The organism is Streptomyces sp. NTD107 (genome assembly GCF_059510435.1).
In genome coordinates, this window is the sequence record NZ_JCAJZV010000006.1 from 69661 (window position 1) to 82578 (window position 12918).

The 12918-nt window shown below is 73.2% G+C and carries 8 protein-coding genes; 4 read left to right on the forward strand and 4 right to left on the reverse strand.

Going from position 1 to position 12918, the window contains the following annotated elements:
- Positions 1-74: 74 nt before the first annotated feature.
- The 4 genes from AC5WRL_RS14360 to AC5WRL_RS14375 form a co-directional block, all read right to left on the reverse strand.
- Positions 75-1001, reverse strand: coding sequence for a carbohydrate ABC transporter permease (locus tag AC5WRL_RS14360; protein ID WP_496088883.1), 927 nt, complete (start codon positions 999-1001; stop codon positions 75-77).
- On the reverse strand, positions 998-2308 hold the full coding sequence (locus AC5WRL_RS14365; RefSeq protein WP_496088884.1) for a carbohydrate ABC transporter permease: 1311 nt from the start codon (positions 2306-2308) through the stop codon (positions 998-1000). Before AC5WRL_RS14365 ends, AC5WRL_RS14360 begins: the two co-directional genes overlap by 4 nt.
- A 25-nt stretch (positions 2309-2333) precedes the next feature.
- The gene (locus tag AC5WRL_RS14370) at positions 2334-3734 is read right to left on the reverse strand and encodes an ABC transporter substrate-binding protein (RefSeq protein WP_496088885.1); all 1401 of its coding nucleotides are present in this window, start codon (positions 3732-3734) and stop codon (positions 2334-2336) included.
- A 226-nt stretch (positions 3735-3960) separates the two neighbouring features.
- Complete coding sequence (locus tag AC5WRL_RS14375) at positions 3961-7401, reverse strand: FHA domain-containing protein (RefSeq protein WP_496088886.1); 3441 nt, start codon at positions 7399-7401, stop codon at positions 3961-3963.
- 337 nt (positions 7402-7738) lie between these two features.
- Here AC5WRL_RS14375 and AC5WRL_RS14380 point away from each other — a divergent pair, with 337 nt between their 5' ends.
- The 4 genes from AC5WRL_RS14380 to AC5WRL_RS14395 all read left to right on the forward strand — a co-directional run bounded on the left by AC5WRL_RS14380 (position 7739) and on the right by AC5WRL_RS14395 (position 12907).
- Complete coding sequence (locus AC5WRL_RS14380; protein WP_496088887.1) at positions 7739-9439, forward strand: serine/threonine-protein kinase; 1701 nt, start codon at positions 7739-7741, stop codon at positions 9437-9439.
- 136 nt (positions 9440-9575) lie between these two features.
- A complete protein-coding gene (locus tag AC5WRL_RS14385) occupies positions 9576-10805 on the forward strand; it encodes a serine/threonine-protein kinase (protein WP_496088888.1) in 1230 nt (409 codons plus the stop codon).
- A gap of 46 nt (positions 10806-10851) precedes the next feature.
- Positions 10852-11958 carry a peptide chain release factor 2 gene (gene prfB, locus AC5WRL_RS14390; protein ID WP_496088889.1) on the forward strand — a complete coding sequence of 369 codons (1107 nt, stop codon included), beginning with the start codon at positions 10852-10854 and terminating at the stop codon, positions 11956-11958.
- 250 nt (positions 11959-12208) lie between these two features.
- Positions 12209-12907, forward strand: coding sequence for a hypothetical protein (locus AC5WRL_RS14395; RefSeq protein ID WP_496088890.1), 699 nt, complete (start codon positions 12209-12211; stop codon positions 12905-12907).
- The last annotated feature ends 11 nt before the right edge of the window (positions 12908-12918 follow it).

Consider the following 12918-nt stretch of genomic DNA (forward strand, 5'->3'; position numbering starts at 1 on the left):
CGGCCACGTTCTGACGCGACCCACACGAGGAAGGGGGCCGTCCCACCGGGACGGCCCCCTCTCCACTCCGCCGGCTACTTCACCGAGCCTGCCATCACGCCCGTGACGAACTGGCGCTGGAAGGCGAAGAAGATCGCCAGCGGGATGAGCATCGACAGGAAGGCGCCGGGCGCCAGCACTTCGATGTTGCTGCCGAACTGGCGCATCTCCTGCTGGAGGGCGACCGTCATGGGCGGGGAGCTGGAGTCGGCGAAGATCAGCGCCACCAGCATGTCGTTCCACACCCACATGAACTGGAAGATGCCCAGCGCCGCGATGGCCGGGCCGCCCAGCGGCATGACCACGCGGGTGAACAGCCGCAGTTCGCCGGCCCCGTCCAGGCGGGCCGCCTCCAGCAGCTCGCGCGGGATCTCCGCGAAGAAGTTCCGCAGCAGGAAGATGGCGAACGGCAGTCCGAAGGCGGAGTGGAAGATGACCACGCCCGCCGTCGTCTCGAAGATGCCGAGGGTGTTGAACAGCCGCGCCACCGGGATGAGTGCCACCTGTACCGGCACCACCAGCAGCGCCACCACCAGCACGAACAGCCAGTCCCGGCCGGGGAAGTCCAGCCAGGCGAAGGCGTACGCGGCCAGCGCGCCGAGCACGATGACCAGCACCGTGGAGGGCACCGTGATGGCGATGGTGGTCCACAGCGAACTCGTAAAGGCGTCATTGCTCAGCAGCGCGCTGTAGTTCGCCCCGGTCCACTGTCCCGGGTCGGTCAGCGCCTCCCACCATCCGGAGGACGCGATGTCGCGCGGGTCCCGGAAGGAGGAGGCCAGCAGTCCGGCCGTGGGCAGCAGCCACAGCACCGCCAGTACGGTCAGCACCACCCGTACGACGCTGCCGCCGGCGATGGTGCCGATGCGGGAGGCGAGGGACGGCTTCGGCGGCCCTGTGGGGGAGGTCGCGGCCGTGGCGACGGTGGCGGCCGTGGCGGCCGGTTCGGTTGTGGCGCTCACCGCTTCTTCTCCTCTCGCAGCCGCCGCACATTGACGATCATCATCGGGATGCACAGCGCCAGCAGCAGCACCGCGATGGCGCTGCCGAGTCCCTGGTTGGCCCCGCCGCCGAACGACGACCGGTACAGCTCAAGGGCGAGGACGTTGGCGTCCGCCTGCGACGAGCTGGGCGCGATGACGTACACCAGGTCGAAGACCTTGAGCACGTTGATCATCAAGGTCACCAGCACCACCGCGAGCAGCGGCGCCAGCAGCGGCACGGTGATCCGGCGGAACACCTGCCACTCGTTGGCGCCGTCCATCCGGGCGGCTTCCATGGTTTCCCGGGGTACGGAGGCGAGGCCGGCCGCGATCAGCACCATGGCGAAGCCGGCCCACATCCACACATAGCTGGCGATGATGGCGGGCGTCACCAGGGTCGGGCCCAGCCACTCCACGCCGTTGTACGCGGCGGTGAAGTTGCTGGCCGCCAGCCGCAGCTGGGTCCCGTCCGTGTCCTCGGCGGGCAGGCTGAACGTGCCGTCCCCGCCGGTGGTGGCCGAGCCGGCGACGCTGCCGTCCTCCCGTACCGCCTCGACCTTGAGCCCGGCCAGCGCCTTCTCGCCCGGGTCGATGACATCGGGGGTTCCGCCGCCGCCGGGTGCGAAGTCCAGCCAGACGGTGCCGGTGACCGCGCCCGGGTCGGCCGGGGCCGGCGCGGCGTCGGTCGCGTCCGCCACGGCGGCCGGCTTGACGCCGACCAGTGGCAGCAGCACCGGTTCCCCGGCGCGTACCGGGGACTCCAGCAGGTACGAGCCGTCCGGCTGCGCCGCCAGCTCGCCGTTGGGGCGGGGGCGGGCGTCGGGCCAGGCGGCGCCGTCGGAGAAGGTGTCGTGCACCGTCACCAGGGCGGCGTTCGCCAGGCCGCGGTCCGGGTCCTGTTCGTACACCAGCCGGAAGATGATGCCGGCGGCCAGCATGGAGATGGCCATCGGCATGAACACCACGAGCTTGAACGCGGTGGACCAGCGGATGCGTTCGGTCAGCACCGCGAAGATCAGCCCGAGCCCGGTGGCGATGGCCGGGGCCACCACGATCCAGATCAGGGTGTTGCTGAGCGCCTTCCGGGTGGCGTCATTGGTGAAGAGATCCTGGAAGTTGTCGAGCCCGACGAAATTGCTGCCCGAAGCATCGAAGAAACTGCGCTGGATCGAATACCCGATGGGGTACACGACCAGCGCGCCGAGCAGCAGCAGCGCCGGCAGCAGAAAGCAGGCGACGGCCCAGGGACGAGCCCTGATGACCGCCACTGCCTTGGCGGAAGCCATGGTGTGAAGTCAGCTCCGCCCCGCGTCAGTTGCCGTACGCGCGCACGGCCTGGGCTTCGAGGTACTCCTGGGCGCCCTCGATGTCGGCCGGGGCGCGCAGGAAGTTCTGGAGGCCCTGCCACATGCCCTGCCCGGTGGTGCCGCCGAAGGCAGCCGGCGCCTGGTCGGACATGTCGAAGCGGAAGTTGTCACCGGCCCCGATCAGCGCCGACGCGATGCCCTGGGTCACCTCGTCCGGGTAGGCGTCCAGTTCGAGGGAGTGGTTGGGGGAGAGGTAGCCGCCCGGGCCGGCCCAGATGCGCGCCGCGTCGGTGGAGGCCAGGAACGCCAGCAGCGCCTCCTGCGCCTCGGTGGCCGTGCCGTCGGTGGACAGCGCCACGGCGGCGTCGCCGGCGGTCACCACCGGGGCCTCGCCGTCACCCACCGCCGGGAACGGGAAGACCAGCGCGTCCTCGCCGACCACCGCGTTGGTGTTGCCCGCGATGAACGCCGCCACGAAGTCACCCTCGTAGACCATGCCGGAGGCCGGGGCCTCCAGGTCCGAGAAGGTGTTGGTGACGGAGGTCGGGAAGTCGGTCTGGAGCGCGCCGGAGGCGCCGCCCGCCATCAGGGCGTCCTCGCCGAAGAGTTCGCCGAGCGTGGTCAGCGCGTTGGTGACGGTCTCGTCCGTCCACGGGATCTCGTGCGCGGCCAGCTGGTCGTACGCCTCGGGGCCGGCCTGGGAGAGGTAGATGTTCTCGAACCAGTCGGTCAGCGTCCAGCCGTCCGCCCCGCCCACCGAGACCGGGGTGGTGCCCGAGTCGGACAGCAGCCACGCGGTGTCGATGAACTCCTGCCAGCTGGTCGGCTCGGTGGCGCCCGCGTTGGCGAAGGAGTTGGCGTTGTACCAGACCAGCGACTTGTTGGCGACCTTGACGTACACCCCGTACTTCTCGCCGTCGTACGCGCCCAGGTCCTGCCAGCCCTGCCCGAAGTTGGCGTCGAGCTGCTCCTGTACGGAGGGGCCCAGCGGGGCCAGCCAGCCCTTCTCGGCGAACTCGTGCAGCACGCCGACCTGCGGCACCATCACGATGTCCGGCGGGGCGCCGCCCTCGATCTTGGTGCCCACGAAGTTGGACACGTTGTCGCTGCTGGGCACGAAGCTGACCTTGGCGCCGGTGCGGTCCTCGAACTCCTTGAGGACGGCCACGAAGTTGTCGCGCTCGGTCCCGGTCCACACAGCCGCGACCTCAAGGGACTGGCCGCTGAGATCGGGCAGTTCTATGGAAGAGGTGTGGTCGTCGCCGTGGCCGTTGCCACCGCCGCCGTTCCCCCCGTTGTCGTTGCCGTCGCTGCTGCACGCCGCCGTGAAGGCGAGTGCGGATGCGACGGCCACAGCCGCGACCGCACGGGTCGCTCTCCGGGGTCCCCGAATCGAACTGCGCATGAGTTCCGTCCTCCATCATCTGGCGTGGCGGGCTCACGGCACTCAGTTGTGCGGTACCGGGCATGCCACGCCGCACGTCCTTGTGTCCCTCGTCCTACGCTCCGGCGCTGGGGCAGGCAAGAGCAGCCGCCTGGTGAACCCCCCTTTGTGATTACCCCGTTATCGGTTGTCGCAGCTCAGCGGGGGAAAGCGTTCGATTGTGTGGACGGATGTCGGAACGTGTGGGTCAGACGAGGGAGGCGGTGCCGGCGGTGTCAGCGGTGTCGTTACGCCCCGCCCGCGCCGCCGCCGAGGCGAGCAGCGCGATGTCGGTCGGCCCGTTCCCCAACTCCTTCACCGGGCGCCGCACCGGCGGATCTCCGGCCGCCGCCCAGTCGAGCCGGGTCACGGTCGGCCGCAGGGTCGCGGTACGCGGGATACGCCCGGTCACCCGCCCCACCTGGAACGGCACCGGCCGTCCGGTCCCGCCGGTGCGCAGTTCGGCGCGGCCGGCCGGCGTACCGGTGAGCAGCACGCGACTCCAGGCTTCGTCCGGAAGGTGCCCCCTGCCGCCGGTGCCGTCCTCCGGCAACCCGGCCCCGGCGGCGATCAGATGGACGCCGAGCCGGTGGCCGTCGCGGGCGATCGCCTCCAGCACCCGTATGACGGACCCGGCGGCCGGCCGGCCGGGGGCGCCGAGCGGCGGGGTCAGCAGCGCGTCCAGGTCGTCCACCAGGACCACCAGGCGGGGGAGTGGGCCGGTGGCCGGGCGGGTGCCGGTGGCCGGGCCGGTGCCGGTGGTGGTGGCGGTGGCGGTGGCGGTGGTGCCCGGGGTGTCGTCGGCGGGCGGCCGGGGCGCGACCAGGGCCGCGCCCGGCCCGTCCTCGCCCAGCAGCAGCGCGCGCCGCTTCAGTTCGTCACGCAACTCCTGCGCGAAGGCCCGCATCCGTACCGGGTCGGTGGCGGTCAGATGACCGGCCACCTGCGGCAGTTCGGCCGCCGGCCGCAGGCCGGGGCCGCCGGTGGCCGCGCCCTCGACCAGCAGCAGCGACAGCGCGGCCGGGCCCGCCGCGGCGGCGAGCGAGACGGCCAGCGCACAGAGCAGTTCGGTACGGCCGGAGGCGGGCGGCCCGGAAACCAGCAACGGGGCGCGGGCGGCGGCCAGATCGGCCTCGACCGGGCCCGTACCGCCCAGGCCCAGTACGAGGGGCAGGCCGGTGCGGCGGGCCCAGCGTTCGCGGAGGGTGGCCGGGGTGACCCGGGGCAGCGCGAGGATGTCGAGCAGCCGCACGCTGTCGGGGAGTGGCTGCCGGGCGGGTGCGCCGGGGGGTGCTTCCGTCTGCTCGCGCAAGGGTGCGAGTGCCCGCGCGAATCGCTCGGCCCACGCCGGGGAGACGGCGTCGGCGGTGACCACCGGACCCTGCCGCCCATCCGGGCCGGTCAGCCGCAGCGAGGTACCGACCGCGCCGGAGAGCACTCCGGCGGTGCCGCACGCGTCGAACGCGGCCAAGGCCCCGCGATCGGCCGCAGCGGGCACCTCCCGGACGGAGTGGGCGGAGTGGGCGGAGTCCGGGCGACCCTCGTGGAGCGGCGAGGCGGGGGCGCCCGGCGGGGTCTCGGCGAGCACGAGGAAGTGGACACCGGCGGAAGGCCCGTCCGCCGCCAGCCGGGCCGCGGCCTCGCGGGCGGCGGGCGTACCGGGATCGCCGTCCAGCAGCACCACGGTACGCGGACCGCCGTCCGACTCCCGTGCCTGCTGGGTGAGTTCCCGCAGCCGGGCGGTGATCCTGGCCGGGTCGAAACCGAGCAGCAGCCGGCAGTTCTCCCCCCGGGCGGGCCGCAGATGCGGCAGCCAGCCGAGCCAGGACCACTCGCGCTCGCGGCCGTCGGCGAGCACCACGATCCGCAGGGCGGCGGGCGGGTGCAGCGCGGCGAGTTGCGCCAGCACGGTACGGGCCAGGCCGGTCAGCCGATCCCGCGGCCCGGCCAGCCCCAGCGAACCCGCCGCCGGCAGGCCCACCGTGACCGGCAGCAGCGGCCCGGCGGGGCGCTGGGTGGTGCCCAGCCGCACGGTGAACGCCTCGGGGTGCGCGGCGTCCCGCGTCCACAGCCCGGCGTCGCCTTCGAGGGCGGACAGCAGTATGGCGGCCGGATCCGGCCACCGGGCCTCGGCGGCGGCGGCCTCGGCCCGCGCGGCGGCGGACTCACCGCCGTCATCGGCCCGGCCGGCGCCCCAGCCGACCCGCAGGGCCCACCCCACAATCCCCTTCCGCACCCGCGCGGCGGGCTGCGCAACGGGCTGCGCAAAGGACTGGCCGACGAGCGTCGCGTGCGCGTCGGCGTCGCCGGCCGGCCGCTGGTGGCCACCTGGTGCGGCGGCGGGCCCCGGCGCGCCGTGCGGGCGGCCCGGGTCCGCCGCATCCGCCGCATCCGCCGCATCCGGGGCGCCGGCGTCCGGGTGGCCGCTCGCGGTACGGCGGCGGGCCTCGTCGCCACTGCCGGCGGTGGAAGTCGCCGGGCGGGTGGTTTCCGCGCCGCCCCAGGCACCGGGGGCAGCGGCCGGAGAGGCGTAGGAGTGGCCCGGCCCCGGCCGGGCCCCGTCGTCGGCGTGCGACGGAGCGTCGTCCGGGCGGGTATGCGCGGGGCCGCCGCTCCGAGAAGAAGCCGGGGCGTCCGCGCTGCCCGCACCGGCCGGCGGGTGGGTGCCTGCCCGCCCGTACCCCGGCCCGGCGGGGTGACCGGGTGCGGCGTCCTGGCCGGTGTCGCCGGTCCGTGCGGCGGCCGGCGCGTACGCGGAAGGCCCCGGCCCCGGCCCCGGCTCCGGCCGGGCCGGACCGCCGGCCTGCCCGGCGTCGTCCCGCTGTCCTGGTACCCGGGCGTCCCGAGCGCCGGTCCGTGCCGGTGGCGCTCCGTACGCCGCAAGTCCGGCACGGGGGCCCGGGGGTGTCGGGTCCGGGTGGCCGGGCGCGGTGTTCCCGCCCGCGCCGCCGGCCCCCTCGGACGGCGAGGCGTACGAACGCCCCCGACCGCCGCCCGGCCCGGTCCCCCCGGGTGGCGATCCGTACGCGGACCCGTACGGGGTCCGCTCCGGGTCCCTCGCCGGTTCCCGTACCGGGGCCGGGGTCGGCACGACGCGCAGCGTCGATTCGCCCAGCCGCAGATCGGCGCCCGGGAGGAGAGGGGTGGCGGGGGCGGTGACCGGCCGGCCGTCGATCTGGGTCCCGTTGGTGGAGTCCAGGTCGGTGACCGTCACCGAGCCGTCGGCCGCCAGCGTCAGCGCGCAGTGCAGCCGGGACACATCGGGGTCGCGCAGCGCGACATCCGCGCCCGCCGACCGCCCGATCCGTACCTCGCCGCCGCTCAGCAGATGCACCCCGCCCGCGTCGGGCCCGGCCACCACCAGCAGCCTGGCCGCCGTGACCGGCGGCCGGGGCCCCGCCACCGGCTGGTGGAACGCCAGCACCGCGCCGTCCACCAGCGGTGCCCGCCCCAGCAGGCTGTGCTGCGGGTCGAGGCGCCGCTCCTCGCAGTACACGGCGGCCGGCGCGCCCGCGCCCGGGGTGACCGTGGCGGCCAGCGAGCCCAGCACCGCCGTCAGCGGGGTGTCGGCGGGGGCGGTGATCTCCACGTCCACCCCGCCGCCGGAGATGCCCCGCCCCAGAACGGTCAACCTGATCCGGATCGACATCGGCCCTCCCGCCGGCCCTGGCTGCTGCTCCTGCACCCGATCGCACCCGTTCGATCGCATCGGATGCTCATGGTGAAAGCATCCTCGCACCCGGTGCCGACAGCTGGCCCCGCGAGCCGCAGTTAATGATCTTGATTGCCCTGATGTGACCAGATCTGATCGCTCAGCCCGTCCGTAAACCGGGAACCACCACCCCGCGGCGCGGCATCGTAACCTTCCGAACAGACGGCCGCCCCGGGGGCACGGCGGCGGCATTAGAGTGGATGGCTCTGGTCTCGTCATCACCCGATATCCCCGTCAACACCAACCAGCACCAGCGAAGCATCAGGGAGCACACGTGCGGCCGGTCGGCAGCAAATACTTGCTCGAAGAGCCCCTCGGGCGCGGCGCTACCGGGACCGTGTGGCGGGGCCGCCAGCGCGAGACCGCCGGGGACGAGGCGGCCGTCGCCGGCGCCCCGGGCGAGCTGGTCGCCATCAAGGTGCTCAAGGAAGAGCTCGCCCACGACCCCGACGTCGTGATGCGCTTCCTGCGCGAACGCTCCGTGCTGCTCCGCCTCACCGACGACAACATCGTGCGCACCCGTGACCTGGTCGTCGAGGGTGAGCTGCTCGCCCTCGTCATGGACCTCGTCGACGGCCCCGACCTGCACCGCTACCTGCGCGACAACGGCCCCTTCAGCCCCATCGGCGCCGCCCTGGTCACCGCCCAGGTCGCCGACGCGCTGGCCGCCGCGCACGCCAAGGGCGTGGTGCACCGCGACCTCAAGCCCGCCAACGTCCTGATGGCCGGCGGCGGCCAGGACGGCGCGCCGCTGCGCCCGCTGCTCACCGACTTCGGGATCGCCCGGCTCGCTGACTCCCCGGGCGTCACCCGCGCCCACGAGTTCGTCGGCACCCCCTCCTACATCGCCCCCGAATCCGCCGAGGGCCGCCCGCAGACTTCGGCCGTGGACGTCTACGCGGCCGGCATCCTGCTGTACGAGCTGATCACCGGCCGGCCCCCGTTCGCCGGGGAGAACACCCTCCAGGTCCTCCAGCGCCACCTCAGCGAGCAGCCGGCCCGGATCGAGGGGCTGCCCGAGCCGCTGTGGACGGTCATCGAGCGCTGTCTGCGCAAGAGCCCCGGCGAGCGGCCGAGCGCGGTCAACCTGGGCCGGGCGCTGCGTACGGTGGTGGCCGGCATCGGCGAGAACGCCACCCGCGAGCAGGCCGACGCCGCGTACGGGGTGGCCGCGCTGCTGCTGCCCGACGCCATGCCGGTGAAGGTGACGGGCCCGGGCGGCACGGACGCGCAGCCGACGCAGGCGCTGGCCGGCGGCTCGTACGATCCCGCCGCCGCCACCAGCGTGCTGCCTGCCACCGGCGCCGGTGCGGCCGGTGCGGCCGGAGCGGTGGCGGCGGGTGGCCTGGACGGCACCCAGGTGATGCCCGCCCAGCCGGGCCCCACCGAGCCGCAGGCGCCGCCGCCGTGGGCGGACCAGATGCGCGCCGCCCGGGACCGCAACGAGCAGACCCAGTTCCAGGAGCTGGACCCCGAGCAGGACCCGCTCTACCGCGCCCCGCAGCGGCAGCCGCAGCGCCGCCGGCCCCAGCCGCCCCCGCAGCAGCCCCAGCGCCGTCCGCAGCGGCGCAGCACGGCGGCCGGGGCCGGGCACTTCGGGTACGCGGACGAGCAGCGCTATCAGCAGCAGCAGCCGCAGCAGTACCAGCAGCAGCCGCAGCGCTACCACGAGCCGCAGCCCCAGCGTTACCAGGAGCCCCCGCGCCGCCGGGAGCCCGAGCGGGACCGCGAGCCGCGCGGCCGTTCGCGCAGCGCCAATCCCATGAAGATCCCCGGTCTCGGTTGCCTCAAGGGCTGCCTCTTCATGGTGGTGATCATGGTGGTGATCGCGTTCCTGCTGTGGAACTTCACGCCGCTGCCGGACTGGGTGGCCGAGGGCCAGAGCTTCTGGGAAGCGACCAAGGACTGGTTCACCACGGTCGGGGAGTGGATCGGTCTGGTGGAGAAGGCGCAGGACGCCACCTCGGGGTCCTGAACGGCCCCCGACCGGTACCGACCTGGGGGATTTGTCGACTTCCGGGGATGGATTCCGGCCGCCGCATGCCATCAAACCAGGGCAAGCCGGACGGACGGGGCCGCCCCCTGTCGGACGGTCGTCGTAGCCTCACGCCATGGCACGGAACATCGGCAGCCAGTACACGACCCACCGCGTCCTGGGACGCGGAAGTGCCGGAACGGTGTGGCTCGGGGAGGGGCCGGACGGCCCCGTCGCCATCAAACTGCTGCGCGATGACCTCGCCGCCGACCCGGATCTCGCGGAGCGCTTCGCGCACGAGCGGCACGCCCTGCTCGGCCTGGAGCACCCGCACATCGTCGGCGTGCGCGATCTGGTCATAGGGGGTCAGGACGGCCAGGACCTCGCCCTGGTGATGGACCTGGTGCGCGGCCCCGATCTGCGTACCCACCTGGAGCGCGAGCGGCGGCTCGCCCCGCGCGAGGCGGTCGCCATCACCGCCCAGATCGCCGCCGGCCTGTCGGTGGCCCACGCGGCCGGGATCGTGCACCGCGACATCAAGCCGGAGAACATCCTGCTGGAGCCGGCACAGGACGGGGGCACCCCCACCGCGCTGCTGACCGACTTCGGCGTCGCCAAGCTGATCGACGAGCCACGGCACGGCGGCAAGGGCGGGGTGGTCGGCACCCCGGACTACGTCGCCCCCGAGATCGTCGAGGGCCTGCCGCCGCGCGCCGCCGTCGACATCTACGCCCTGGTGACGGTGCTCTACGAGCTGCTGGCCGGCTTCACCCCGTTCGGCGGCGGCCACCCCGGGGCCGTACTGCGCCGGCAGGTCACCGAGAAGGTGGCCCCGCTGCCCGGGGTGCCGGACACGCTGTGGGAGCTCATGCAGCAGTGCCTGGCGAAAGCCCCCGCGTCCCGGCTGCGGGCCGTGGAGCTGGCGTCCCGGCTGCGCGAGATGCTGCCCTCGCTGGAGGGGCTGCCGCCGCTGGACATCGACGATCCGGACGGCGCGGACGAGCCCCCGGCACCGGTGGAGAGCGCGCGGACCCCGCCGGGACCGCCGCCGGCCGCCGTACCGCTGGTACGGGCCGACGCCCCCGACGACGAACGCGCCACCCACACCCGGATGCGGGTCCCGGACGCCGCCGAACTGGCCGGCGGCGCCCACGGCACGGCCCGTACCCCCCGCGCCCCCGGCCAGGCCAGGGCCGGCTCGGCCCGCCACCAGGCCGCCGCCCGTCGCAAACGCCGGCTCGCGATCACGGTGGCGGCGGGGGTACTGGCGGCCGGCGCGGTGGGCGGCTGGATTCTGACCGGCGGCGACGAGGACCACGACACCGGCCGGAGCACCGAGGAACCCGACCTCCCGCCCGCCCCCTGACCGGCTGGCGGAGGGACGCGACGGAGCAGCCGTTACGCTGGTGTATGTGGCAGCCGTCGATGTATCCGAAGCTCTGAAGTCTCTCGCCTCCACCATGGAGTCGATCGAGGCCGTCCTCGACCTTGACCGGCTCAGGGCCGATGTCGCCGCGCTGGAGGAGCAGGCAGCGGCGCCGTCGCTGTGGGACGACCCCGAGCACGCCCAGCAGGTGACCAGCAAGCTGGCCCTGCTCCAGGGCCAGGTGCGCAAGACCGATGAACTGCACGGCCGGATCGACGACCTCGAAGTGCTCTTCGAACTGGCCGAGGCCGAGGACGACGCCGACACGCGCCGCGAGGCGGAGGCCGAACTCGCCTCCGTGCAGAAGGCCGTGGACGAGCTGGAGGTCCGTACGCTGCTGTCCGGCGAGTACGACGGCCGGGAGGCGATGGTCAGCGTCCGGGCCGAGGCGGGCGGGGTGGACGCGGCGGACTTCGCCGAGCAGCTTCAGCGGATGTATCTGCGCTGGGCCGAGCGCAAGGGGTACCCGACGGAGGTGCTGGACACCTCGTACGCGGAGGAGGCCGGCATCAAGTCGACCACCTTCACGGTCAAGGCGCCCTACGCGTACGGCACGCTCTCCGTCGAGCAGGGCACCCACCGGATGGTGCGGATCTCGCCGTTCGACAACCAGGGCCGGCGGCAGACGTCCTTCGCGGGCGTCGAGGTGCTGCCGGTGGTGGAGCAGACCGACCACATCGAGATCCCGGAGAACGAGATCCGGGTCGATGTGTTCCGCTCCTCCGGGCCCGGCGGCCAGTCCGTCAACACCACGGACTCGGCGGTCCGGCTGACCCACCTGCCGACCGGCATCGTCGTCTCCTGTCAGAACGAGAAGTCCCAGATCCAGAACCGCGCGGCGGCGATGCGCGTCCTCCAGGCGAGGCTGCTCGCACACCAACGCGCGCAGGAGCAGGCCAAGATGGACGCTCTCAAGGGCGACGGCGGCAATTCCTGGGGCAACCAGATGCGCAGTTACGTGCTTCAGCCTTACCAGATGGTGAAGGATCTGCGCACTGAGCACGAGGTGGGTAACCCGCAGGGCGTTCTCGACGGTGACATCGATGACTTCCTCGAAGCGGGAATCCGCTGGCGCAAACAGCAGGAGAAGTAGTCTTCACTCAATTCTCACGAGTTGAAGGGTATTTAACGGACATCCTGCTTGACGCTCGCATGACGAACGGGAAAGCTGTTCGCGGCATGCCTGTGTTCTGGGGTGCGTGTTGCAGCGGGGTACGTACATGCGAGCCGGCCTGAGCCGCCACGGATGCCCATCCCGCCGCACCGCCGCAGCCCTTGAGTGAGGCTGCGACCCCACGACAAGACATTGTCGAGAATCAATAACTACAGGGGGTAGTGGATTTATGGCCAGTTCCAAGACGCGGGCCAACGTCGCGCGGGTGGCCGCAGCGGCGATCTTCGCCGCCGGTGCGTCCCTCGCGGTGGTCGGCACCGCCAACGCGACCACCAGCAACAAGCCGGGCGAGGTGACGATCACCACGGGTGGTGACGACGACGGTGCGAACGTCGGCCTCGACATCATTGGTGGTGGCGGTGACGACGGCAGCACCGACGAGGGTTCCACCGGTGACGACGGCAGCACCGACGAGGGTTCCACCGGTGACGACGGCAGCACCGACGAGGGTTCCACCGGTGACGACGGCAGCACCATCGACGGCGTGAGCGCGGGTTCCGAGGGCGCCAGCGGTTCCACCGGCACCTCTGGTTCCACCGGCTCCACGGGTAGCACCGGCTCGACCGGCACCACCGGCTCGACCGGTTCCACCGGCGGTTCGGGTTCCACCGGCAACCAGCCCGGCCCCGACACCCAGGGTGGTTCCAGCCCGATCGAGCAGCAGCCGCCCGCCGAAGACATCACCGACGAGGTCCCGCAGGCCACCACCGGCGGCCAGACCCCGGCCGGCGAGCGCGGCGAGCTGGCCGAGACCGGTGCTTCCGGTGGCGAGGCTCTGCTGATCATCGGTGCCGCGACCATGATCGCCGGTGGGGTGGCCTTCCGCTACCTGCCGCGTCTGGTCAACAAGGGTGCCGCCGCCGCCTGACAACAGGCACG

Coding starts and splice junctions, on each gene's coding strand:
- AC5WRL_RS14365 (WP_496088884.1), bottom strand. CDS start 2,308: ATGGCTTCCGCCAAGGCAGTGGCGGTCATCAGGGCTCGTCCCTGGGCC.
- AC5WRL_RS14370 (WP_496088885.1), bottom strand. CDS start 3,734: ATGCGCAGTTCGATTCGGGGACCCCGGAGAGCGACCCGTGCGGTCGCG.
- AC5WRL_RS14375 (WP_496088886.1), bottom strand. CDS start 7,401: ATGTCGATCCGGATCAGGTTGACCGTTCTGGGGCGGGGCATCTCCGGC.
- AC5WRL_RS14385 (WP_496088888.1), top strand. CDS start 9,576: ATGGCACGGAACATCGGCAGCCAGTACACGACCCACCGCGTCCTGGGA.
- AC5WRL_RS14395 (WP_496088890.1), top strand. CDS start 12,209: ATGGCCAGTTCCAAGACGCGGGCCAACGTCGCGCGGGTGGCCGCAGCG.